The organism is Streptomyces sp. NPDC055287 (assembly GCF_053646035.1).
Window position 1 is genome coordinate 20956 of sequence record NZ_JBSHNE010000033.1, and the last position, 21489, is coordinate 42444.

General features: G+C 70.9%; 25 protein-coding genes. 17 read left to right on the forward strand and 8 right to left on the reverse strand.

Going from position 1 to position 21489, the window contains the following annotated elements:
- Positions 1-97: 97 nt before the first annotated feature.
- Positions 98-1024 (reverse strand): mycothiol synthase, encoded by a 927-nt coding sequence (mshD, locus tag ACWIHY_RS32000; RefSeq protein WP_454379638.1) that lies wholly within the window; start codon positions 1022-1024, stop codon positions 98-100.
- Positions 1025-1143: 119 nt separating this feature from the next.
- Here mshD and ACWIHY_RS32005 point away from each other — a divergent pair, with 119 nt between their 5' ends.
- Positions 1144-2991, forward strand: a complete 1848-nt coding sequence (locus tag ACWIHY_RS32005; protein ID WP_454379640.1) for a bifunctional metallophosphatase/5'-nucleotidase — start codon at positions 1144-1146, stop codon at positions 2989-2991.
- Positions 2992-3135: 144 nt separating this feature from the next.
- Here ACWIHY_RS32005 and ACWIHY_RS32010 read toward each other — a convergent pair whose 3' ends face one another.
- From ACWIHY_RS32010 to ACWIHY_RS32030, 5 genes are all read right to left on the reverse strand, one after another.
- On the reverse strand, positions 3136-4569 hold the full coding sequence (locus ACWIHY_RS32010; protein WP_454379642.1) for a sensor histidine kinase: 1434 nt from the start codon (positions 4567-4569) through the stop codon (positions 3136-3138).
- Positions 4566-5285, reverse strand: a complete 720-nt coding sequence (locus tag ACWIHY_RS32015) for a response regulator transcription factor (protein ID WP_454379643.1) — start codon at positions 5283-5285, stop codon at positions 4566-4568. Before ACWIHY_RS32015 ends, ACWIHY_RS32010 begins: the two co-directional genes overlap by 4 nt.
- Before the next feature lie 106 nt (positions 5286-5391).
- Positions 5392-6414 (reverse strand): S1C family serine protease, encoded by a 1023-nt coding sequence (locus ACWIHY_RS32020; protein ID WP_454379645.1) that lies wholly within the window; start codon positions 6412-6414, stop codon positions 5392-5394.
- 107 nt (positions 6415-6521) lie between these two features.
- Positions 6522-7550, reverse strand: coding sequence for a LacI family DNA-binding transcriptional regulator (locus ACWIHY_RS32025; protein ID WP_454379647.1), 1029 nt, complete (start codon positions 7548-7550; stop codon positions 6522-6524).
- Between the two features lie 24 nt (positions 7551-7574).
- Complete coding sequence (locus ACWIHY_RS32030) at positions 7575-8372, reverse strand: winged helix-turn-helix transcriptional regulator (protein WP_454379648.1); 798 nt, start codon at positions 8370-8372, stop codon at positions 7575-7577.
- A 219-nt stretch (positions 8373-8591) separates the two neighbouring features.
- Between ACWIHY_RS32030 and ACWIHY_RS32035 the strand changes: the two genes are divergently transcribed.
- The 8 genes from ACWIHY_RS32035 to ACWIHY_RS32070 all read left to right on the forward strand — a co-directional run bounded on the left by ACWIHY_RS32035 (position 8592) and on the right by ACWIHY_RS32070 (position 13966).
- On the forward strand, positions 8592-9638 hold the full coding sequence (locus tag ACWIHY_RS32035) for an alpha/beta fold hydrolase (RefSeq protein ID WP_454379650.1): 1047 nt from the start codon (positions 8592-8594) through the stop codon (positions 9636-9638).
- A gap of 33 nt (positions 9639-9671) precedes the next feature.
- Positions 9672-9926, forward strand: coding sequence for a MoaD/ThiS family protein (locus tag ACWIHY_RS32040; protein ID WP_069928149.1), 255 nt, complete (start codon positions 9672-9674; stop codon positions 9924-9926).
- Positions 9927-9936: 10 nt separating this feature from the next.
- Entirely contained in the window at positions 9937-11232 is a 1296-nt protein-coding gene (locus ACWIHY_RS32045) for a hypothetical protein (RefSeq protein ID WP_454379652.1), read from the forward strand.
- A 91-nt stretch (positions 11233-11323) separates the two neighbouring features.
- A complete protein-coding gene (locus ACWIHY_RS32050) occupies positions 11324-12022 on the forward strand; it encodes an LmeA family phospholipid-binding protein (protein WP_454379654.1) in 699 nt (232 codons plus the stop codon).
- Between the two features lie 164 nt (positions 12023-12186).
- Positions 12187-12270, forward strand: coding sequence for a putative leader peptide (locus ACWIHY_RS32055; protein WP_355254274.1), 84 nt, complete (start codon positions 12187-12189; stop codon positions 12268-12270).
- A gap of 181 nt (positions 12271-12451) precedes the next feature.
- Complete coding sequence (locus tag ACWIHY_RS32060) at positions 12452-13291, forward strand: sulfurtransferase (protein ID WP_454379656.1); 840 nt, start codon at positions 12452-12454, stop codon at positions 13289-13291.
- Between the two features lie 35 nt (positions 13292-13326).
- Complete coding sequence (locus ACWIHY_RS32065) at positions 13327-13614, forward strand: DUF1416 domain-containing protein (protein ID WP_018101653.1); 288 nt, start codon at positions 13327-13329, stop codon at positions 13612-13614.
- A gap of 91 nt (positions 13615-13705) precedes the next feature.
- Positions 13706-13966: a DUF3099 domain-containing protein gene (locus tag ACWIHY_RS32070; protein WP_454379659.1), complete on the forward strand. Its 261-nt coding sequence runs from the start codon at positions 13706-13708 to the stop codon at positions 13964-13966.
- A 21-nt stretch (positions 13967-13987) separates the two neighbouring features.
- Here the strand turns inward: ACWIHY_RS32070 and ACWIHY_RS32075 are convergent, their stop codons facing one another.
- Complete coding sequence (locus tag ACWIHY_RS32075; protein ID WP_454379661.1) at positions 13988-14350, reverse strand: DsrE family protein; 363 nt, start codon at positions 14348-14350, stop codon at positions 13988-13990.
- A 105-nt stretch (positions 14351-14455) separates the two neighbouring features.
- Here ACWIHY_RS32075 and ACWIHY_RS32080 point away from each other — a divergent pair, with 105 nt between their 5' ends.
- From ACWIHY_RS32080 to ygfZ, 6 genes are all read left to right on the forward strand, one after another.
- On the forward strand, positions 14456-15283 hold the full coding sequence (locus tag ACWIHY_RS32080; RefSeq protein WP_454379662.1) for a hypothetical protein: 828 nt from the start codon (positions 14456-14458) through the stop codon (positions 15281-15283).
- Complete coding sequence (locus ACWIHY_RS32085; RefSeq protein ID WP_454379664.1) at positions 15280-16044, forward strand: hypothetical protein; 765 nt, start codon at positions 15280-15282, stop codon at positions 16042-16044. Before ACWIHY_RS32080 ends, ACWIHY_RS32085 begins: the two co-directional genes overlap by 4 nt.
- On the forward strand, positions 16041-16889 hold the full coding sequence (locus ACWIHY_RS32090; RefSeq protein ID WP_454379666.1) for a hypothetical protein: 849 nt from the start codon (positions 16041-16043) through the stop codon (positions 16887-16889). The genes ACWIHY_RS32085 and ACWIHY_RS32090 overlap by 4 nt, the downstream gene beginning before the upstream one ends.
- Positions 16890-17112: 223 nt before the next feature.
- Positions 17113-17676: an FABP family protein gene (locus ACWIHY_RS32095; protein ID WP_454379668.1), complete on the forward strand. Its 564-nt coding sequence runs from the start codon at positions 17113-17115 to the stop codon at positions 17674-17676.
- Between the two features lie 54 nt (positions 17677-17730).
- On the forward strand, positions 17731-18204 hold the full coding sequence (locus ACWIHY_RS32100; protein WP_454379669.1) for a Fur family transcriptional regulator: 474 nt from the start codon (positions 17731-17733) through the stop codon (positions 18202-18204).
- Positions 18205-18214: 10 nt separating this feature from the next.
- Positions 18215-19180 (forward strand): CAF17-like 4Fe-4S cluster assembly/insertion protein YgfZ, encoded by a 966-nt coding sequence (ygfZ, locus tag ACWIHY_RS32105; protein ID WP_454379670.1) that lies wholly within the window; start codon positions 18215-18217, stop codon positions 19178-19180.
- Positions 19181-19216: 36 nt separating this feature from the next.
- Here the strand turns inward: ygfZ and dtd are convergent, their stop codons facing one another.
- Positions 19217-19642, reverse strand: coding sequence for a D-aminoacyl-tRNA deacylase (gene dtd / locus ACWIHY_RS32110; RefSeq protein WP_454379671.1), 426 nt, complete (start codon positions 19640-19642; stop codon positions 19217-19219).
- Between the two features lie 119 nt (positions 19643-19761).
- On the opposite strand from dtd, the gene ACWIHY_RS32115 reads away from it, so the two are divergent.
- Both ACWIHY_RS32115 and ACWIHY_RS32120 read left to right on the forward strand, forming a co-directional pair.
- A complete protein-coding gene (locus ACWIHY_RS32115; RefSeq protein WP_454379673.1) occupies positions 19762-20385 on the forward strand; it encodes an RsiG family protein in 624 nt (207 codons plus the stop codon).
- A gap of 55 nt (positions 20386-20440) precedes the next feature.
- Positions 20441-21415 carry an asparaginase gene (locus ACWIHY_RS32120; protein WP_454379675.1) on the forward strand — a complete coding sequence of 325 codons (975 nt, stop codon included), beginning with the start codon at positions 20441-20443 and terminating at the stop codon, positions 21413-21415.
- Positions 21416-21489 lie beyond the last annotated feature (74 nt).

Here is a 21489-nt window from a genome sequence, read left to right on the forward strand (position 1 = left end):
TGCACCCCCTTTCACTAATTAAGTAGTGGAAGAGTGGTGCAAAGAAGGGGGCGGTGTCAACAGACGCCGCCCCCTGCCCTGTTGGCCAGGGATCCCGCTACGACTCCGTGCGGTACATCAGGTCGGTCTCGTGCGTGCTGAAGCCGAGCCGCTCGTACACCGTCACCGCCGCCGTGTTGTCCGCGTCGACGTACAGCATCGCCGTCGGCGCCCCCTGCGCCGCCAGGTGCCGCAGGCCCGTCGATGTGAGGGCCTTGCCGAGGCCGCCGCCCTGCGCGTCGGGGCGGATGCCGACGACGTACACCTCGCCGAGCTGCTCCTCGGCGTGCACCTTCGTCCAGTGGAAGCCGATGAGTTCGCCGTCACGCTCGGCCAGGAAGAAGCCCTTGGGGTCGAACCACGGTTCGGCCTTGCGGTCGTCCAGGTCGCGCTGCGTCATGCCGCCCTGCTCGGGGTGGTGCGCGAAAGCGGACGCGTTGACGGCCAGCCAGGCGGCGTCGTCCTGACCCGGTACGAAGGTGCGCACGCTCACGCCGGCCGGGTACACCGGCTCGGGGATGTCCAGCGGACTCAACGGACGGCGCATCTGGCGCAGTTCGCGGAACAGCGTGAGACCGAGAACCTGCGCGAGATGGCGCGCGGCCGACTTGCCGCCGTGCGCCCAGACCCGCAGGCGCTTCCCCGACGCGTCCAGCACGGTCATGCCGAGCGTGCGGCCGTGGCCCTGGCCGCGGTGCGAGGGGTGTACGACCAGCTCGGCGGCCGGTGCCTCGACGGGGTCGGTGTCCTCCAGCTGCGCGTAACCGAGGAGGGGCCCTTCGCCGACGTACAGCAGGAAGTGCCGGATGCCTTCCCGGTGTCCGCCGCGCAGCTGCAGCCGACCCTGCTCGGAGACGGCCTGCATGCCGTCCGTGCGGGCGGCCTCGTCGAGCAGCGCCAGGACCTCCTGGGCCTGCTCCTCGTCGAGTGCGTCGAGGGTCTGGATCTTCCTGAGGAAGGCGGGGGTCGCGGGGTCAGTCGTCATGAGTACGAGCGTACGGCCGCCGTACGGCAACCAGCTTGTAACCCGTCACCCCCTGTTGCGCTACGCGCGTTGACTTTAGGCTGCGGTTCGTCGATCACGCTGAACTCACAAGGGGACAGATGTCAGCGAACCCTCGTACCACCCGCAAGCAGCGAGCGGCACGGCGCATACTCGCCTCCGCCGCCGGACTCGCCACCCTCGGCGCCCTCGTCGCCGCGATGCCGGCCTCCGGAGCCGAGGACGGCGCCCAGGCCGGCGGCGACGCCCGGCACACGTCGAAGCCCTCGCGGACCGTGGACGTACAGCTGCTGTCCTTCAACGACCTGCACGGGAACCTGGAGCCCCCGGCGGGCTCGGCCGGCACGGTCAACGAGACGCAGCCCGACGGCACGGTGAAGGCGATTCCGGCCGGTGGAGTCGAGCACCTGGCCACCTCGCTGCGCAAGGCGCGCGAAGGTGAGCGGTACTCCGTCACGGCGGCCGGCGGCGACATGATCGGCGCCAGCCCGCTCATGTCCGGCCTCTTCCACGACGAGCCGACGATCGAGGCGCTGAACAGGCTCGACCTCGACGTGTCGGCCGTGGGCAACCACGAGTTCGACGAGGGCGCCACCGAACTGGCCCGCATGCAGAACGGCGGCTGTCACCCGGTCGAGGGCTGCTTCGAGAAGGGCAAGGAGTTCGAGGGCGCGGACTTCCCCTACCTCGCCGCCAACGTCACGCGCGAGAAGACCGGCAAGCCGATCCTCAAGCCGTACACGGTGTGGAGGAAGAACGGCGTCAAGATCGGTTTCATCGGCGTGACCCTCGAAGGCACTCCGAACATCGTCACCGAGAACGGCATCAAGGGCCTCAAGTTCCACGACGAGATCGAGACGGTCAACAAGTACGCCAAGGAGCTCGACCGACAGGGCGTCAAGTCGATCGTCGCCCTCATCCACGAGGGCGGCTCGCCGGCCTCCTCCTCGTACAACTACGACTGCGACTCGCCGGGCGCCGGCGACGGCATCTCCGGCCCGATCGTCGACATCGCCAAGGGCATCACCCCGAAGGTCGACGCGCTGGTCACCGGCCACACGCACCAGGCGTACGTCTGCACCGTCCCCGACCCGGCGGGCAAGCCGCGCATGGTGACCTCGGCATCCTCGTACGGCAAGCTCTACACGGACACCACGCTCACCTACGACCGCCGCACCAAGGACATCGTGCGTACGGGCGTCAAGAGTGCGAACCACATCGTCGTCCGCGACCAGGAGCAGGCCAAGATCTGGGCGAAGGACATGACCTCGCTCATCGGCCGCTGGAACGCGCTGGCCGCCCCCATCGCGAGCAAGCCGCAGGGCTTCATCGCCGCCGACATCAACGGGCGCGGCTCGACGGCACCCGAGAAGCCGCTCGGTGACCTGATCGCGGACGCGCAACTGGAGGGCCTGGCCCCGGCCGACAGGGGCGGCGCCCAGATCGCCTTCATGAACCCCGGCGGCATCCGCTCCGACCTCGTCTTCAAGGCGAGCGGCAGCGAGGGCGACGGAGTCGTGACGTACGGCGAGGCGTTCACCGTCCAGCCGTTCACCAACATGATGAACGTCGTGGACCTGACCGGCGCCCAGCTGGTCACCGCGCTCCAGCAGCAGGTCAGCGGCAGCAACGAGGCCTCGCCGAAGATCCTCCAGGTGTCGAAGGGCTTCACGTACACCCTGGACATGACGAAGACGGGCGCCGCCCGCATCGACGTCGCCTCGGTGAAGCTGAACGGCGCCGCGCTCGACCCGGCGAAGACCTACCGCGTCGCGATGAACGAGTTCCTCGCGGGCGGCGGCGACGGCTTCCCCGTCTTCAAGGAGCACAAGAACAAGCTGGTCGGCGCCTCCGACCTGGACGTCTTCAACGCCTACCTGGCGAAGAACTCCAGCGCGGCCGCACCGATCGCGCCCCCGGCGGCCGACCGGATCACGGTCGTGAAGTAACAAGCACCGAGCGCAGTACAGCGGGGCGGCACCCGGAGGACCGGGCGCCGCCCCGCACCGCTGTCCGGACGCGCCCCGCACCGCTGTCCGGACGCGCGTCACACCGCTGTCCGGGCCCGCGCTTCGCCGCTGTCCGGGCCCGTGTCACGCCGCGTCGGGCGGTGGGGTCGGTGCGCCCGGGAGCCTGATCAGCGCCTCCGTGCCGTCGGCGCCGTCCGCCGGGCGCCGCAGGGTGACCGTGCCGCCCGCCTGCTGGACCGTACGGGCCACGATGGACAGGCCGAGGCCCGAGCCCGGCAGGGCGCGGGCGGACGGGGAGCGCCAGAAGCGTTCGAAGACGTGGGGGAGTTCGCTCTCCGGGACACCGGGGCCGTGGTCGCGTACCGTCAGCGTCCCGTTGGCCAAGGTCACATCGACCGTGCCGCCCGGCGGGCTGAACTTCACCGCGTTGTCCAGGACATTGACCAGCGCCCGCTCCAGCGACGCCGGTTCGGCCCGTACGTGCCAGGGCGAGAGGTCCGCGTTGATCGTCAGCTCGGGGCCGCGAAGGCGGGCGCGCTCCAGGGCGGTGGTGGCGATCTCGTGCAGCGCGACGACGCGCAGCGGACCGCTCTGGTCGGCCGTGTCGGGCCGGGCGAGTTCCTGCAAGTCGCCGATGAGCGAGGCCAGTTCCGTCATCTGGGCCTTGACGGACGCCATGAGCGCGGCCCGGTCGTCGGGCGGGATCGCCCGGCCCGTCTCGTCGCTGCGGGCGAGCAGCTCCACGTTCGTACGCAGAGAGGTCAGCGGGGTGCGCAGTTCATGCCCCGCGTCGGCGATCAGCTGGGACTGCCGGTCGCGGGACGACGCGAGAGCACTGGTCATCGCGTTGAAGGAGCGCGAGAGGCGGGCGATCTCGTCCTCGCCCTCGACGGGGATGCGTACGGTCAGATCCTCCGTACGCGCCACATGCTCGACGGTGTCGGTGAGCTTGTCGACGGGGCGCAGGCCGGCCCGGGCGACCAGGAGCCCGGTGGCGCCGGCCCCCAGGACACCGATGCCGGAGAGCGCGAGCAGTACCCAGGCGAGGGAGCTGAGCGGATCGTCGACCTCGCTCATCGGGCGGGCGATGGAGACCGCGAACGGGGGGCCGGGGAGCAGATCCTGCTGTGCGTCCCTGAACTGGTAGGTGTAGACCCGCATCTCCGTGCCGTCGGTGGCTTCCGTGGTGTGCATGGCGTAGGGCCGTTCACCACGGGCCACAGCGGCGTCGACGTCCTGCACGGGAATCGGCGGAGCCCCCGGAGGATACGTGCAGGGCTCGTCGGTGGTGGCCGAGACGAGCTGCACGACGTACGACCCGAGCGGCTGCACGGCAGCCGTGCCGCCTGTGCAGGCCAGGCGCAGGTTCCGCGCATCCACTTCGTCGACCTTGACGCTGCGCAGCGAGTCGTCCAGCTGCGCCTCGAGCTGCACCCGTGTCACGAACCAGCACGCCGCCGCGACCGCCGCCACCGCGATCGCCACCGCCGTCGCGGTCAGCAGCGCGAGGCGGGACCGCAGCGGCAGGGCGCGGAATCTGCGCAGCGGACCGCTCACGCCTCACCGCCCCGCAGCGCGTACCCCACGCCCCGCACGGTGTGCACCAGGCGCGGCTCGCCGCCCGCCTCCGTCTTGCGGCGCAGGTACATGACGTACACGTCGAGGGAGTTCGAGCTCGGCTCGAAGTCGAAGCCCCACACGGCCTTCAGGATCTGCTCGCGCGTCAGCACCTGGCGCGGGTGCGCGAGGAACATCTCCAGCAGCGTGAACTCGGTGCGGGTCAGCTCCACCGGCCGCTCCCCCCGCGTCACCTCGCGCGTCGCAAGATCCATCCGCAGGTCGGCGAAGGACAGGACGTGCCCCGGCCCCTCCTCGCCGACCGCCGCCCCGGCGGCGTACGAACTGCGCCTGAGCAGCGCCCTGATGCGGGCGAACAGCTCGTCCAGCTCGAACGGCTTCACCAGGTAGTCGTCGGCGCCCGCGTCGAGCCCGGTCACGCGGTCGCCGACCGTGTCGCGGGCGGTGAGCATCAGGATGGGCAGGGTGTCGCCGGACGAGCGGATGCGGCGGGCTGCCGTCAGGCCGTCCATACGCGGCATCTGGATGTCGAGGACGATCAGATCGGGCTCGTACGACGCCGCTTTCGCGAGCGCGTCGATGCCGTCGACGGCGACCTCCGTCCCGTACCCCTCGAAGGCGAGGCTGCGCTGGAGGGCCTCGCGCACGGCGGGCTCGTCGTCGACGATCAGGATGCGCTCGGCGGGGGTGTTCATCGGGCTTCCTCGGCCTGCCTCTGGTCGCTGCGGATGGTCGTGGGCTGCTCTCTCAGCGTCGCACGGCACGGATCACGCACGGTACGGATCGCGCACGGTACGGATCTCAGCTGTCGCCGCCGGCGCGGAGCTGCTCCAGGTCGGCTTTGACCGTGTCGACGGGGATGGCGAAGCCGAGCCCGACACTGCCCGCCGTGGAACCGGTTGCTCCGCTCGGGGCGTACATCGCGGAGTTGATGCCGATGATCTCGCCGTTCATGTTGATGAGGGCGCCGCCGGAGTTGCCCGGGTTGAGCGATGCGTCGGTCTGGATCGCCTTGTACGTCGTCTTCGACGAACCGGTGTCGCCGTTGAACTGCTGTCCGCCGAACTCGAACGGCCACTGACCGCTGTCGCCGCCGTCCCCGCCCTGGCCCTGCTGTTCCTGGCCCGGGTTCTCGTCCTTCGACACCGTGACGTCCCGGTCCAGCGCGGAGACGATGCCGCTGGTCACGGTCCCGGTCAGGCCCTCGGGCGAGCCGATCGCCACGACCTCGTCGCCGACCCTCACGGCGTCGGAGCTCCCGAGCGTCGCCGCTTTCAGGCCGCTCGCGCCCCGGAGCTCGATGAGGGCGAGGTCCTTGTCGGGGTCGGTGCCGACCACATCGGCGGTGTACGTCCTGCCGTCGCTCAGCTTGACCTTGACCGAGGAGGCGCCGGAGACGACGTGGTTGTTCGTGACGATCTCGCCGTCGCCGGTGATGATCACTCCGGAGCCGGTGGAGTCGCCGGACGTGGACGTGGCGCTGATCTCGACGATGCTGGGGCTCACGGCCCGCGCGACCCCGGAGACGGTGCCCTTGCTGCTCTGCGAGACGTTCGTACCTGTCACACCGCCCCCGTCGGCGACGGACTCCGTGCCGGCCAGGCGATCGGCGAAGGCCGCCGTCCCGCCGCCGATCGCGGCCGCGACGATGGCCACCGCCGCGATGAGGGCGACCGGCCGCCGGGCCCGCCGGTGCGCTGCCGCCGCCGGGGGCGGCGGTGCGTACGCGGGCGGCGGCGGGTAGGCGCCGGCGCCGTACGAGAAGGAGGCGGGCTGCTGCTCGGGCTCGGGGTGGTCGCCGCTGCGGCGGGGGCTCTCGGTCATGCCTCAGAGCTTGGCCAGCGGTTATGAGAACCGTCTGAGGAGCCGCTGAGAAGCCCGACAGAACCGTGTATGCCCCATATAAAGGGGAAGGGGGCTCTGTCGCGGTGCTACGTCGCCGGGCAGCCGCAGGAGCGGCGTACCACCAGGGCGGACGGAAACTGCTTGAGCCGCTCGCGCCGCGACCCCGCCACCCGCAGTGAATCGTCCAGCACCAGGTCCACTGCCGCCCGCGCCATCGCGGGGCGGTCGGAGTACACCGTCGTCAGCGGCGGATCGGTCAGCGCCGCTTCCTTCACGTCGTCGAACGCCGCCACCGCCAGTTCGCCCGGTACGTCGATGCGCAGCTCGCGGGCCGCGCGCAGCACGCCGATCGCCTGGTCGTCGGTGGAGCAGAAGATCGCGGGCGGACGGTCGGGTCCGGCCAGCAGGTCCAGGGCGACCTTGTAGGCGTCGTACCGGTTGTAGAGAGCGTGGAAGAGACGGCCCTCCGTGGACCGGCCGGCCTCCTGCATCGCCCGGCGCCAGCCGACGACGTGGTCGGCCACCGGGTCGCCGATCAGCGGTGTCGACTCCATGCCGCCCAGGCAGGCGACGTACGGGTGACCGTGCTCCAGGAGGTGGCGGGTCGCGAGCTGCGCGCCGCCGATGTTGTCCGTGACGACCGCCACGTCGTCGATCGTCTCCGGCCGCTCGTGCAGCAGCACCACCCGGGCGTCCCACGCCTCGATCTCGGCGGCCGCCCACTCGCTCGGGCCCTGGCTGACCAGGATCAGGCCGGAGACCCGCATGCCGAGGAAGGCCCGCAGATAGTGGACCTCACGCTCGTCGCGGTAGTCGGAGTTGCCGACGAGAACCATTTTTCCGCGGTCGGCGGCGGCCTGTTCGACCGCGTGGGCCATCTCGGCGAAGAACGGCTGCCGGGCATCGGGGACGATCATGCCTATGAGATCGGTGCGGCGGGACGCCATGGCCTGCGCGACCCGGTCCGGCCGGTAGCCGAGCTCCTTGATCGCGGCGAGGACACGCTCGCGCGTGGCCGGGGCGACCGGCCGGGGTCCGTTGTTGATGACGTAACTGACGACCGCGGTCGAAGTCCCCGCCAGTCGCGCCACATCGTCCCGCGTCACCTTGGCCACGCGCGGCAGTCTACGCGTGGTGACCTACCGCTGGGCAGGCCGTACTGCCTCTTCCTCCCGGGGGGCCGTGTCCGCCACACGGGTGACGGCCGCGGGCGCCGCCTTTTGCCCCGCCTTGACCCTGGCTTCCTCGGCCGCCGCCCGCTCGACCTTCTCGGGAGTCACGAAGCGGTAGCCCACATTGCGTACGGTCCCGATGAGCGACTCGTGCTCGGGGCCGAGCTTCGCGCGCAGCCGCCGTACGTGCACATCGACGGTCCGGGTGCCGCCGAAGTAGTCGTAACCCCACACCTCCTGGAGGAGCTGGGCCCGCGTGAAGACCCGGCCGGGGTGCTGTGCCAGGTACTTCAGCAGCTCGAACTCCTTGAAGGTCAGGTCCAGGACCCGTCCCTTGAGCTTCGCGCTGTACGTCGCCTCGTCGACCGACAGGTCACCGTTGCGGATCTCCATCGGGCTGTCGTCCGAGGTGATCTGCTGGCGGCCGGTCGCCAGGCGCAGCCGCGCCTCGACCTCGGCCGGACCCGCGGTGTCGAGCAGTACGTCGTCGATGCCCCAGTCGGCGGTGACGGCCGCGAGACCGCCCTCCGTCACGACGAGGATCAGCGGACAGCCGGGTCCGGTGGACCGCAGCAGCTGGCACAGCGACCTGACCTGCGGAAGGTCACGGCGGCCGTCGATCAGGATGACGTCGGCACCTGGGGTGTCGACGAGGGCCGGGCCCTCGGCGGGGGCCACCCGCACGCTGTGCAGAAGCAGGCCGAGGGCGGGAAGCACCTCCGTCGACGGCTGGAGGGCATTGGTCAGGAGCAGCAGAGAACTCATCGTCCGCCACCTGCCTGGATCGGACAGTCGTGCACGGTTCGCTCGCCCATTACGTCGGTTCCTCCTCGGTCCCTGCGAGGACGTATGCGGCACTGCTTCGTACGTGCGGCCCCGCGCCCTGGGGCTCGCCCGCGTCATCTGTCCGTAACAACGGTCAGAAAACACAAAAGGACCCGGGGGCAACGTTGCCCAGGTCCTATGCCCAGCAGAATAGCTCACATGAGTTCCGTACCGGAGGGTCGTATCCGCAGATCAATTGTTCCCTTGATCACGCTCGGGTCCCGGCGCGCGTCGTCACGAGGGGATTCACGTGCGGTTTCGCGGACGGTACGGGGGGCGGACGGGCGCTCGGCCCAGCGGTCGGTTCTGCGGGCGGACGACGGGGTCGGGATCGAGGCGCTGTACGAGCCGGCCGCCGGCGCCGCGGACGGTCCGGCGATCGTCGTGGCGCACGGTTTCACCGGGTCGGTGGACCGGCCGGCGGTGCGGCGGGCGGCACGGGTGTTCAGGCAGTACGGCGCCGTCATCACCTTCTCGTTCCGTGGCCACGGCGGCTCCGGCGGGCGCTCCACGGTCGGCGACCGCGAGGTCCTCGACGTGGCGGCGGCGGTCCGCTGGGCGCGCTCGCTGGGGCACGAGCGGGTGGTCACGGTGGGCTTCTCGATGGGCGGCTCGGTGGTCGTCAGACACGCGGCGCTGTACCGGGACCCGGCCCGCGACAGCGGCACGGACGGCGGCCTCGCCCACGGGGGGCGCATGGAAGCGCGCGCGGCGGAAGGAGCGCCGGCGAGCGCCGGCAGTGACCCCGTACGCGCCCAGGGCGACCCCACGCGCGCCGCCGACCGGGGGCCCGGGCGGGCCGGCCGGGACGGTGAGATGTCGGCGCGGGCCGACGCCGTCGTGGCCGTCAGCGCCCCCGCCCGCTGGTACTACCGGGGTACGGCGCCGATGCGGCGGCTGCACTGGGTGGTCACCCGGCCCGCCGGACGGCTCGTGGGGCGCCTCGGGCTCCGTACCCGGATCCACGCCCGGGACTGGGACCCCGTACCGCTCTCGCCGGTCGAGGCGGCGGCCGGGCTCGGCGCGACGCCGCTGCTGGTCGTGCACGGCGACCGTGATCCGTACTTCCCGCTGGACCACCCGCGGGCGCTCGCGGCGGCGGCCGACGGGAGCGAACTGTGGATCGTGCCCGGCATGGGGCACGCCGAGAACGCGGCCGAGGAGACACTCCTCACCCGCATCGGCGCCTGGCTCACAGCGGCATAGCCCATCATGGAAGCCGACGAAAGGAGCGCCGCTATGGCAGTGGGCACCATCCGCTTCTGGGCGGCGGCCAAGGCCGCCGCCGGCACCGCAGAGGAGCCGTACACGGCCGGGACACTGGCCGAGGCGCTCGACGCGGTCCGCGAGCGGCACCCCGGGGAGCTGACGCGCGTACTCCAGCGGTGTTCGTTCCTCATCGACGGCGACCCCGTCGGGACCCGCGGTCATGAGACCGTACGGCTGGCCGAGGGCGGCACGGTCGAGGTGCTCCCGCCGTTCGCAGGAGGATGACCCCCACACCATGAGCAACCAGCAGCCCTACCCGTACGACGGCCGCGACGCACGCGACGGCTACGAGGAACAGCGCCCGTCCGCGCAGGAGCCGTACGCCCCCCAGGCCCAGGAGCCCTACACCCAGACCTGGGAGGGCCAGACCTGGGACACCCAGTTCCAGCCGGTGCAGCAGCCGCTCCAGCAGCCCTACCGGCCGCAGGACCCCGCCCCGGGCACGGCCGCCGCCGACGACACGGCGTACCTCTCGGCCCAGAACGGCGCGTACCCGCTGCCGCCCGAGCCGTCCGGGTCGTACGCCCCGTACCCGGCCGGCCAGACGGCGCACGAGCCCCCGGCGGCGGCGTACGAACCGGCATCCGCCGCTTACGAGCCCGCACCGGCGGCCCACCAGCCGGCGCCCGCCGCGTACGAACCCGCGTCCGGCGCCTACGCGCCCGCGGCGGCGGCGTACGAACCCGCCCACGCCACCACGGCGGCCCCCGCGCCCCAGCCCGCCGCCACTGGATCTGCGGCGTACAGCCCGCCCACGACCGGCGGCAACAGTCGCATCACCGACGCCCAGCGCGCCCGCGCCGAGGGCCGGTCGCCGATCATCGCGCCCGGCATGCAGCCGGCCGCGCTGACCGCCGTGCTCGCGCTGCTGCTGGCCGGCGCCGCTGCCGTCGGCCAGTACGCACTCGTCGTACCGCTCGTGCTGCTCCAGGCCGTCACCGCCGCCGGCTGGTTCCGGCTCAACGGCATGTGGCCCGCCCGCCAGGGCATCGCCCTCGCCTTCCTCGGCGGCGTGACCGCGGACATCGCGCTGCTGGCCGTCGACGCCGCGCACGCGCCCGCCGCGATCATCGGCACGCTCGGCGTCTGGGTGCTGCTCACGCTCGTACTCCAGCTCCGCAACCGCGCTTCCGCCGACGAGCGGATGTACGGCCTGACCGCCACCGTCACCTCGGCCGCCCTCGCCGTCATCGCCGCAGGTCACCTCGCGGCGGCCCCCGAGGCCGTGACCGTGGGCGGCGTGGCCGTCGCCGTCGCCGTACTGGCCCGCGCGCTGCCGCTGTCCGGCATCGCCTCCGTGGCCGTCGCGCTGCTCGCCGCCGCCGGCGCCGGGATCGCGGCGGGCGGGATGACGGACCTGGGGGCCCAGGGCGCGCTGCTGGGGCTCGCGGCCGGGGTGTGCGCGCTGGTCGGCCTGCGCGTGGCCAGCTACGACTACCCCTCGCGGTTCGTCCACATGACGGCGGGAGTCGCGCTGCCGCTGACCGCCGCCGCGCCCGCCGTTTACCTGATCGGCAGGGCCATCGCCTGACCCCTGTGATTACCTGTCAGTAGGGTCGCGATCGTCAAGGGGGCTTGGGCGAGTGCGACGAATCACACGAGTTGTGGGGGACCTGTAAGCCATGCGTGCACTGCGAATACTGCTGGTCGTCGCCGTGATCCTCGGCGGCATCTTCGTCGTCGTGGACCGCCTCGCGGTGAACTACGCCGAGTCCGAGGTCGCCAAGCGCGTCCAGAGCCGGCAGGGTCTGACCGGCGAACCCGACGTGGCGATCAAGGGATTCCCGTTCCTGACCCAGGTCGCCGCCAAGCACCTCGACCAGGTCGATGTGACCGTCGAGGGCGTCGAGGCGAGCGCGGAGGGCCGCAGGGTCCGGATCAGTGAGATGACCGCCGAGCTGCACGACGTGCGCGTGAGCGGCAGCGTCAGCGGCTTCTCCAGCGCGACGGCGGACCTGGCGACCGGCACGGCGCGCGTCTCGTACGAGGACCTGTCGCAGGCCTCCGAGAGCGGGTTCCCGGTGGCGTACGGCGGCAACGGCAAGGTGAAGGTCACCGGTTCCGTCGAAATCCTCGGCCGCGAGATCACGCGCAGTGTGCTGTCGAGCGTGAGCGTGGTCGACGGCGGCACGCTCCGGGTGCGGGCGGACGAGGTCCCGGGCGAGGGCCTCCCCGGTATCGAGGAGAAGGTGCGCGAAAAGACCGACTTCGACCGGCGGATCGGCGGGCTGCCCGAGGGCCTGAAGCTGGAAAAGGCCGAGGCGACGAAGGACGGGCTGGAGATCTCCGTGACCGGCACGAACGTGGGTCTCGCCGGATAGTGAGACGGCGGCGTCCGCCCCTCAGGCAGTGGGCGGACGCAGACCGTGCGCGGGCCCGGAACGACGCCCCGTCACCGGCACGTCGTCCCGCATCGCGGACGATCGCGTCTCAGTATCCGACACGCCGGTGACATGCCGGTCGTGACCTCCCTACGATCGGTCCCATGCAGCAGCGACAGGCGGACCTCACGAAGCGGCGGGCAGTAGACCTGTGCCGCGTCGCCGCCATGCTCTGTCGAACTGCCTGAGCGGGTTCTGGCCGGCACCGTCCGGCACCCGCCTTCCCCCGGCCCCCCCGACCGACCGAACTGGTGCAGTCGAAGTCAGGGCCACCCCCCGTGCGGTCGTACGCCGCCCTGTTCCACGTATCGGCGTACCCGCACAGCCCCTCGCGCATAACCGCCGCACACTGCCCCGGAGGAGAACAGCATGAGCCGCAGCGACGTCCTGGTCGACGCAGACTGGGTCGAGGCCCACATCGAGGACCCGCAGGTCGCCATCGTCGAGGTGGACGAAGACACCTCGGCGTACGAGAAGAACCACATCCGTAACGCGATCCGCATCGACTGGACCAAGGACCTCCAGGACCCGGTCCGCCGCGACTTCATCGACCAGGCCGGCTTCGAGAAGCTCCTGTCCGAGAAGGGCATCGCGAACGACACCACGGTGGTCCTCTACGGCGGCAACAACAACTGGTTCGCCTCGTACGCCTTCTGGTACTTCAAGCTCTACGGCCACCAGGACGTCCGCCTGCTCGACGGTGGCCGCAAGAAGTGGGAACTCGACTCCCGCGACCTGGTCGCCGAGGTCCCGCAGCGTCCGGCCACGCAGTACAAGGCCCAGCCGCAGGACACCTCGATCCGCGCCTTCCGCGACGACGTCGTCTCCGCGATCAACAACCAGAACCTCGTCGACGTGCGTTCTCCCGACGAGTTCAGCGGCAAGCTGCTCGCCCCGGCCCACCTCCCGCAGGAGCAGTCGCAGCGCCCGGGCCACGTCCCGTCCGCCCGCAACATCCCGTGGTCGAAGAACGCCAACGACGACGGCACCTTCAAGTCCGACGAAGAGCTCAAGGCCCTGTACGAGGCCGAGCAGGTCGACCTGGCGAAGGACACCATCGCGTACTGCCGCATCGGTGAGCGCTCCGCGCTCACCTGGTTCGTCCTGCACGAGCTGCTCGGTGTCGACAACGTCAAGAACTACGACGGCTCGTGGACCGAATACGGCTCGCTGGTCGGCGTGCCGATCGAGCTCGGCGCCAGCAAGTAACCCCTCTCGCCTGCGACTTGAAGGACGGATTCAACATGTGTGGAGCAAAGGCCGGCGGCCCCGACGCCTCGACGATCAAGCCCGGTGAGACCACCATCCAGGGCAGCGTGACCCGCGACGGCGAGCCCGTCACCGGCTACGTCCGCCTCCTGGACTCGACCGGCGAGTTCACCGCCGAGGTCCCGACCTCGGCCACGGGCCAGTTCCGCTTCTACGCGGCCGAGGGCACGTGGACCGTGCGCGCGCTCGTCCCCGGCGGCACGGCGGACCGTACGGTCGTCGCTCAGACGGGTGGCCTCGCGGAGGTCGCGATCGCGGTCTGACGACGCGCTTTCTACCGGCCGAAGGGCCGCACCCCAGGGGGTTGGACGCTTTCCTGGACCGGGTGCGGCCCTTCGGTCGTACCGTGGAGGTATGTACGAGCGGCGGCGGCACGCCTACTTCCTGCTGATGGGCGGATGCGTCTTCCTCTTCGTTTCCGCCTGGGCCTTCGTGCGGCTGTGGTCCGTGCCGGCGGCCGTGGCGATGTGCTTCGTCGCCATGGTCATTCCGCCCGTCGCGGCGGTGGTCGCCAACCGGCGGGGGCCGGACGACCGCTGGTGGGACGATCCGTCCGGGGACCCGAGGTCGGACGAGTGGTGGGACGAGCTGGACGGCAAGAAGCGCCGTCGGTAGACCGTCGGCGGGAGCGGGCCGTCAGTAGACGAGGGACTGGACGCCGTCCGCCATGATCTCGCTGACGAAGACCTGCGCACCCGCGATCCGCACGCCCTCGATCACGTCCTTCTCGGTGATCTCGCGCCGCGCCGCGCACTGCGTGCACAGCGTGATCTGTCCGGCCGCGTTGATCGACTCGAACAGATCCGGCAGCGGCGCCGCGTGCGGCAGTTCGAACTCCTCCGCGCGTCCCGGCAGCGCGAACCACGCGGACTCCCCGGTCAGCCAGAGCGAGACCTCGACCCCGCTGGCGACGGCTACCGCCGCCACCGTGAACGCCTGCGAACACCGCTCGGGGGCGTCGGCCCCGGCGGTCACCTTGATCACGAGCTTCTTCGCCATGTCCGAACTGTAATCCGCCGCTGTGCAACCGAGGCCGCCCCTCACTGGTCTGTAATGCGCCGCAGGTTATGGAACCTGCGCTTCAGGTCTCGTGGGGGGACCCCCTTGGAAGCTCAGCAAACCGTTCCTGAACAGCAGGAACCAGCAGAATCGCGGGCATCGGCGGAGCCGGCGGACGACCGCCCCGCAGGAACCGCGCCCCGCGTCCGCCCTCGCGGCCGTACGACCCTGATCATCGCCGCCGCCGCGGTGCTCGGCATCGTCGGCGGCGGCGCCGTCGGCTACACCGTTCAGGCCGAGCGCCCGCCGGTACCGCTGCCCGCGCTGGCGCAGGCCGGTCTGGCGTACCCCGACAAGGCCCTGCCGCAGGGCAAGGAGCCGGAGCCGCTGTCGGCCAAGGAGGACCGTCGGGTCAGGACGGACGGCGACCTGCGCAAGCGGCTCGTGCCGAAGCCCGCGGGTGCGCGTACGGCCGACAAGGACTGGCTGGAGGACGGCTGGGTGGACCTCGCGTCGTACGCCCTCGACTTCGAAAGCGAGGACTACATGTTCGGGGAGCTCACCGGCGCTGATTTCCGGCGGATCGCGGCTGTCGCCTGGAAGCAGGACGCGCACCGTGAGGTGAACGTCCGGCTCGTCCAGTTCCGGGCAGGTCCTCTGCCCGGCGCGGCGGAGCATGCCGAGGGCCAGCACAGCTACATGCCCGAAACCGAGGACGGCGCGGGCAATGGCGGCGAGGCGCTCAAGGGCAGCGGCAACGGCCGCTACTACCTCTACAAGGTCACGCGGAAGGCCGGGTACCTGCCGCAGTACCGTGCCCGCGCCATTTTCCAGCGCGGCGACGTCATGGCCGACATCAACATGTTCGACAGCAAGAAGATCAGCAAGAGCGACATCCGCCTGCTGGCCGAGCGGCAGCTGGAGCGCCTGTGAACAAGAAACTGACGCGCCGGATCCTTGGCACGGCGCTCCCGGCTGTCCTGCTGGCCGGCGCCGTGGGCGGTGGGCTGGCATACATCCGGCACACCGTCGACTCCGCGGACGTCACCGCCCGCACCACCGTGTGGGAGCGGACCGACGCCGAGCCCGGCAAGGACCCGGCGGGCGACGTCGGCCGGGGCAAGGACTCGACCGGGCTCAGCAAGCTGCTGCTGCCCGTACCCGACGAGTACCGCCTCGGCCCCGACATCGACGCGTACGGAAACGACAGCGAGCTCAGCAGCACGCAGGCGGTGGCTCTCCTCAAGGAGAGCGGGCGCGGAGCCTCCGGCAGCCAGCGCAGGGAGTACGAGAGGAGGATCGACAAGCTGGGTGTCCAGGGGATCGCCATGCGGTCGTACACCTCGGGCGAGGGTGACCTCGTCGTGCGCACCGAGATCGTCCGGATGAAGGACAAGAAGAAGATCCACGATCTGTACGGACTCCGGACCGAACTGCTCAATTTCTTCGACGTGCCCAAGGGGCCCGAGATCAAGGGCCACCAGAAGGCCCACTGCGTGATGTCGGCCCCGGCCGACGGACTGACCGGGACGGACCCGGAGTCGAAGCTCGGCGGGATGGCGTGCATGGCGTACGACGACGAGCTGTTGGTCAGCGTTGTCGCCTCGGGAACCGAGCCGTTCGCGAAGTCCGCCGTCGCGGAACTGGTGAAGGACCAGCTCGACCACATCGTGTCCCCGGGGGAGTACATATGACCGAGCAGCTCACGCCCCCGGCGGTGTCCGACGAGGTGCTCGTGGAGGCCGCCACCGCGCCGGCACCTGCGCCGGCACCTGCAGCTGCGCCGCCCCGCAGGGTGTTGCGGGCCGTGGCCCGGTGGACCGCCGCCGTGCTCGTCTGCGGGGGCCTGGGCACCGGCACCGCCTTCGCGATCGCCGGGCTGGAGCGCGCCGACGTACCCGGGCTGGCCACCGAGCACGACGGCCGCTGGGACTATCCCGCGCTGTCGATGCCCGCGCTGCCGGCCGGGTCCCCGCGCCCTTTCAACGAGGGCAACCGCGGTGAGATCCACCACGCCGACCTGCGCGAACTCCTGTTGCCCCTCCCGTCCGGTGCCGAGCGGGACAAGGAACTCGACGGCGGCTGGGTCGCCCCGGAGCGCTATACGGCGGCGTACGAGAAGGACAAGCGGGCCGAGCTGGAACTGGCCCTGTCCGACTACGCCGTTCGGCATGTCGCGGCACGCGGCTGGACCATGCCCGACGGCACCACCTCCCGGGTCCATCTGCTGCGGTTCAACTCGGTCGGGATCGCTGAGCGCTTCAAGGACCACGTGATCGGTGTCGGTCTGGACGGCGGCGTCCCGCTCGCCGGGTCGCCGGAGTTCGAGATCGATCCCGAGTGGGCGAGCTCGGGCCTGGTGGAGAACACCGCGGCGTACCTCTTCGCGGAGAAGAAGCCGTACGAGGGAGAGCAGATCCGGCTGGCGTACATCCAGTCCGGCGACACGGTCGCGCTGATCACGCACTCCAGGAAGGGCGGCGCCGCCGAGGTGCCGTTCCACCAGTCGGTGATTCTGCAGAACCAGCTGCTCGGCTGAAGCCCCCGCACGGCCGTGCCGGGCCCCGCCGACTAAGCTGGGGCCCGGCCCCCGTACTGCCCACCGCTCATGCAAGGAGCAACCCCGTGCTGACGATTTTCTTCGAAGCCCTGCTGGTTCTGGTCTGTGTCGGTGTTCTCGCCTTCACCGGCCTGGCCGTGAAGAAGCTCTACCAGGGTCAGCGCTAGCCCACCCCTCCCCTCACAGATCGCCTGAGCAGCTCATGATCGAGATCCCGTCCGACCTCCACCCGGACCTTGTCCCCCTCGTCTTCCTCCTCGGTAACTGGGAGGGTGCGGGCGTCTTCGACTTCCCTGGTGACGAGAAGGCCAACTTCGGCCAGGAAGTCACCTTCACCCACGACGGCCGGGACTTCCTCGAGTACGTCTCGCACACGTGGGTGCTCGACAACGAGGGCAAGAAGGTCCGGCCGCTGGAGAGCGAGTCCGGTTACTGGCGCATCGACAAGAACCGCAAGGTCGAGGTCGTCATGAGCCGCGACCACGGTGTCGTCGAAATCTGGTACGGCGAGCTGGCCGACCAGAAGCCGCAGATCGACCTGGTGACCGACGCCGTCGCCCGCACCGCCGCTTCGGGGCCGTACACCGGTGGCAAGCGTCTCTACGGGTACGTCAAGAGCGACCTGATGTGGGTCGGCGAGAAGGCCACCCCGGACGTCGAGCTCCGCCCGTACATGTCGGCGCACCTGAAGAAGGTCGTCGACCCGAGCGAGTGGGCGAAGGACCTGAAGGACCTGCCCGACGACGGCATCGCCTTCTTCAAGTAGGCGGACCGGGCGGACGTACCGTCGGTCGCTCGCCGCGCTGCCTACACTGGGCACGTGGTGAGCACCGACTGGAAAAGCGACCTGCGGCAGCGCGGCTACCGGCTGACGCCCCAGCGCCAGCTTGTCCTGGAGGCCGTGGACGCCCTGGAGCACGCGACGCCGGACGACATCCTCGTCGAAGTGCGCAAGACCGCGTCCGGCGTGAACATCTCCACCGTGTACCGGACCCTGGAGCTCCTGGAGGAGCTGGGTCTGGTCAGCCACGCGCATCTGGGGCACGGAGCCCCGACGTACCACCTGGCGGACCGCCATCACCACATCCACCTGGTCTGCCGCGACTGTACGAACGTGATCGAGGCCGACATCGCGATCGCCGCGGACTTCACGGCCACGCTGCGCGAGACGTTCGGCTTCGAGACCGACATGAAGCACTTCGCGATCTTCGGGCGGTGCGAGAAGTGTGCCGCCGACGCTTCGGCGGAGACCTCGGCCGAGACGTCCGCGGAAGCTTCAACTACCGAGTCGTAGGCTGGCACGTATGAAGAGTCCCCTGCTGTCCCTGCCCGGCGCCGTCCCCGCCGAAGGGCGCGACGAAGGCGTCGCCGCGCACTACGGAGACCTGTTCCGCGAGCAGCGCGCGCTCGCCGGCGGCACCGGTTTCGTCGATCTGTCCCACCGCGGCGTCGTCACCGTCACCGGCGACGACCGGCTGAGCTGGCTCCACCTCCTGCTCACGCAGCACGTCAGTGACCTTCCGGCCGGCCACGCCACCGAGGCGCTGATCCTCTCGGCGCACGGTCACGTCGAGCACGCCATGTACCTCGTCGACGACGGCGAGACGGTGTGGATGCACGTCGAGCCGGGTACTCAGGGCGACCTCATCGCGTACCTGGAGTCGATGAAGTTCTTCTACCGGGTGGAGACCGCAGACCGGACCGAGGACTTCGCGGTCGTCCACCTCCCGGCCGGTTCGATCACCGACGTGCCCGAAGGCGTGGCCGTACGGGAGACCTCGCACGGCCGTGACCTCTTCCTGCCGCGCGGTGAGCTGGAGGCGTACGCCGAGGCCCACGGCCCGGCGGTCGGCATCCTGGCGTACGAGGCCCTGCGCGTCGAGGCGCACCGGCCGCGCCTCGGCTTCGAGACGGACCACCGCACCATCCCGCACGAGCTGGGCTGGATCGGCAGCGCCGTACACCTCCAGAAGGGCTGCTACCGGGGCCAGGAGACCGTGGCCCGGGTGCAGAACCTGGGGAAGCCGCCTCGGCGGCTCGTCTTCCTGCACCTGGACGGCAGCGATGTGCTGCTGCCCGCGCCGGGTACGCCGTTGCGGCTCGCGACGGACGGCGAGGAGGGGCGCCAGCTCGGGTTCGTCACGACGTCGGCGCGCCACCACGAGCTGGGGCCGATCGCGCTCGCGCTGGTCAAGCGCAATGTGCCGGTGGACGCGGAGCTGCTGGCGGGGAACACGGCGGCGGCGCAGGAAGTCGTCGTAGAGCCGTAGGGCGGTCCTCGGGTTCGTCAGATTCCGTCAGATCCGTCAGATTTCGATCAGGACCGTGAACGGGCCGTCGTTCGTGAGGGAGACCCGCATCTCTGCTCCGAAGCGGCCCGTCTCCACGCGCGCGCCCAGCGCGCGGAGCTGCGCGACCACCTCGTCCACCAGCGGTTCGGCGATCTCGCCCGGGGCCGCGGCGTTCCAGGTCGGGCGGCGGCCCTTGCGGGCGTCCCCGTAGAGGGTGAACTGTGAAATGACCAGAAGTGGCGCATTCACATCGGAGCAGGACTTCTCGCCCGCAAGGATCCGAACCGACCAGAGCTTCCGGGCGAGCTGTGCGGCCTTGTCCGTTGTGTCCCCGTGGGTGACTCCCACCAGCACACACAGGCCTTCGCCCACGATTTCGCCGACCGTTTGTCCGGCCACGACGACGCTCGCGCCGTCGACCCTCTGCACCACTGCACGCATGCGGCCCAATCTATCCGGGGCTGAACGGGCGTAGAGCGCCTGCGTATCCGTCGCCAGGAGTGGCACGATGCACGGAGGCGGTGCGCGCCCCGCACCGGTCGAGGGGACGGAACACATTCATGAGCACACCTGGCGCCGGGCAGCCGCCCGGGCCCGTACCGATGCCGATGAGCCGGATGACGTCTTCCGCCTCCGCGGCCCGACCACCCGCGCAGCGGACCGGCGAGGGCATGAGCAGTGGCCTGCCGGTGCCGGACCGGAAGAAGAAGAGCGATCTCGGTGTGCTGCGGCTGCCGGAACTGCGCGGTCTGCGCCGTGACTCTCAGCGGGACGAGGCGGACCTCAGCTATGTACGGCGTCTGCTGCACGGGCGGATCGACATTCTGCGGGCCGAGCTGGCCCGGCGTACGGGGCCGGAGTCCCCTGTCGTCGAGCGGCTCTCGGAGATCCTCGCGGACGCCCCTTCGAGCCACCGCTCCTCCGCTCGGCACGTCACGATGTCCACGCCGCACAGCGAGGAGTTCCGGCTGCTGGCAGCCGAGATGCTGACCGACGTGGAGCTGTCGGACCTGGCCGCCCGTACGGACGAGGAGCTGCACGCGGCGATGGGGCGGCTGGTCCGTTACGAGCAGCAGGTCTCGCGGCGCCGGCAGCAACTTCAGCGGACGGCGGACGATTGCAGTGCGGAGATTGCCCGCAGGTACCGTGATGGGGAAGCACAAGTAGACGACCTGCTGACCTGAGGCTGCGATCCGGCCTTGCGGGAGCCTGGTCTCTTCCCGTCCCCGGAAGGTCGAGATGTCCTCCAGCACCGCTGCCGCCATGCCCCCGGTCATATCCCCGGTCCTCGCGGAAGTCGTCCGTTCCGGCTTCGTCGAGGGCCATCACCGGGGTTCGCTGGTCGTTCTGGCGACGGACGGCAGTGTGGAGCTGGCGGTCGGAGACCCGTACGCGCCGGTCTTCCCGCGCTCCAGCAACAAGCCGATGCAGGCGGCTGCGATTCTGCGCGCCGGACTCGACCTCTCGGGGGAGCGGCTGGCGCTGGCGGCCGCGAGCCACTCGGGGGAGCCGTTCCAGCTCGATCTCGTACGGAAGATGCTGGCGGAGGCCGGGCTCGTGGAGGCGGACCTCCAGACCCCGCCGGACCTGCCGCTGGACCCGGCGGAGGCGGAGTCGTACCTGGCGGCGGGCGGTGTGCGGGAACGGCTCACGATGAACTGCTCGGGCAAGCACGCGGCGATGCTGGCGGTGTGCGGCCTGAACGGGTGGGACCCGGCCTCGTACCTGGACCCGGCCCATCCGCTGCAGCAGCTCGTGCTGCGGGTGGTCGAGGAGGCCAGTGGCGAGCGCGTCACGGTGGTGGGCACGGACGGGTGCGGGGCGCCTCTGATGGCGATCAGCCTGGTCGGGCTGGCGACGGCGTTCCGCGGATTCGTGCTGGCCGAGCCGGGCTCGGCCGAGCGACGCGTCGCGGACGCGATGCGCGCACACCCGGAGTACGTCGCCGGTACGCGGCGCCCCGACACCTGGCTGATGCGCGAGGTGCCGGGCGCGCTGTCCAAGATGGGCGCCGAGGCGGTCCAGGCGGTGGCCCTGCCGGACGGCCGCGCCCTCGCGTTCAAGGTCGACGACGGCGCCACGCGCGCCCTGGGGCCGGTGCTGGCGCGGGCGCTGCGGCGGCTCGGGGTGGACGGGCCGGTGGTGGAGCGGATCGGACGCGCGCCGCTGATGGGCGGGGCGGCCGAGGTCGGGGAGATACGCGCGACGTTCTGAGGCTGCGGGGGCCTGTGGTCGTGCGGGCGTTTTCAGGGTGCGGGGGCCTGTGGTGGGGCGGGCGTTCTGAACGC

Coding starts and splice junctions, on each gene's coding strand:
- ACWIHY_RS32060 (WP_454379656.1), top strand. CDS start 12,452: ATGAGCCGCAGCGACGTCCTGGTCGACGCAGACTGGGTCGAGGCCCAC.
- ACWIHY_RS32035 (WP_454379650.1), top strand. CDS start 8,592: ATGAGTTCCGTACCGGAGGGTCGTATCCGCAGATCAATTGTTCCCTTG.
- ACWIHY_RS32015 (WP_454379643.1), bottom strand. CDS start 5,285: ATGAACACCCCCGCCGAGCGCATCCTGATCGTCGACGACGAGCCCGCC.
- ACWIHY_RS32065 (WP_018101653.1), top strand. CDS start 13,327: ATGTGTGGAGCAAAGGCCGGCGGCCCCGACGCCTCGACGATCAAGCCC.
- ACWIHY_RS32045 (WP_454379652.1), top strand. CDS start 9,937: ATGAGCAACCAGCAGCCCTACCCGTACGACGGCCGCGACGCACGCGAC.
- mshD (WP_454379638.1), bottom strand. CDS start 1,024: ATGACGACTGACCCCGCGACCCCCGCCTTCCTCAGGAAGATCCAGACC.
- ACWIHY_RS32020 (WP_454379645.1), bottom strand. CDS start 6,414: ATGACCGAGAGCCCCCGCCGCAGCGGCGACCACCCCGAGCCCGAGCAG.
- ACWIHY_RS32115 (WP_454379673.1), top strand. CDS start 19,762: ATGAGCACACCTGGCGCCGGGCAGCCGCCCGGGCCCGTACCGATGCCG.
- ACWIHY_RS32070 (WP_454379659.1), top strand. CDS start 13,706: ATGTACGAGCGGCGGCGGCACGCCTACTTCCTGCTGATGGGCGGATGC.
- dtd (WP_454379671.1), bottom strand. CDS start 19,642: ATGCGTGCAGTGGTGCAGAGGGTCGACGGCGCGAGCGTCGTCGTGGCC.
- ACWIHY_RS32090 (WP_454379666.1), top strand. CDS start 16,041: ATGACCGAGCAGCTCACGCCCCCGGCGGTGTCCGACGAGGTGCTCGTG.
- ACWIHY_RS32005 (WP_454379640.1), top strand. CDS start 1,144: ATGTCAGCGAACCCTCGTACCACCCGCAAGCAGCGAGCGGCACGGCGC.
- ACWIHY_RS32050 (WP_454379654.1), top strand. CDS start 11,324: ATGCGTGCACTGCGAATACTGCTGGTCGTCGCCGTGATCCTCGGCGGC.
- ACWIHY_RS32075 (WP_454379661.1), bottom strand. CDS start 14,350: ATGGCGAAGAAGCTCGTGATCAAGGTGACCGCCGGGGCCGACGCCCCC.
- ygfZ (WP_454379670.1), top strand. CDS start 18,215: ATGAAGAGTCCCCTGCTGTCCCTGCCCGGCGCCGTCCCCGCCGAAGGG.
- ACWIHY_RS32120 (WP_454379675.1), top strand. CDS start 20,441: ATGTCCTCCAGCACCGCTGCCGCCATGCCCCCGGTCATATCCCCGGTC.
- ACWIHY_RS32040 (WP_069928149.1), top strand. CDS start 9,672: ATGGCAGTGGGCACCATCCGCTTCTGGGCGGCGGCCAAGGCCGCCGCC.
- ACWIHY_RS32030 (WP_454379648.1), bottom strand. CDS start 8,372: ATGAGTTCTCTGCTGCTCCTGACCAATGCCCTCCAGCCGTCGACGGAG.
- ACWIHY_RS32095 (WP_454379668.1), top strand. CDS start 17,113: ATGATCGAGATCCCGTCCGACCTCCACCCGGACCTTGTCCCCCTCGTC.
- ACWIHY_RS32055 (WP_355254274.1), top strand. CDS start 12,187: ATGCAGCAGCGACAGGCGGACCTCACGAAGCGGCGGGCAGTAGACCTG.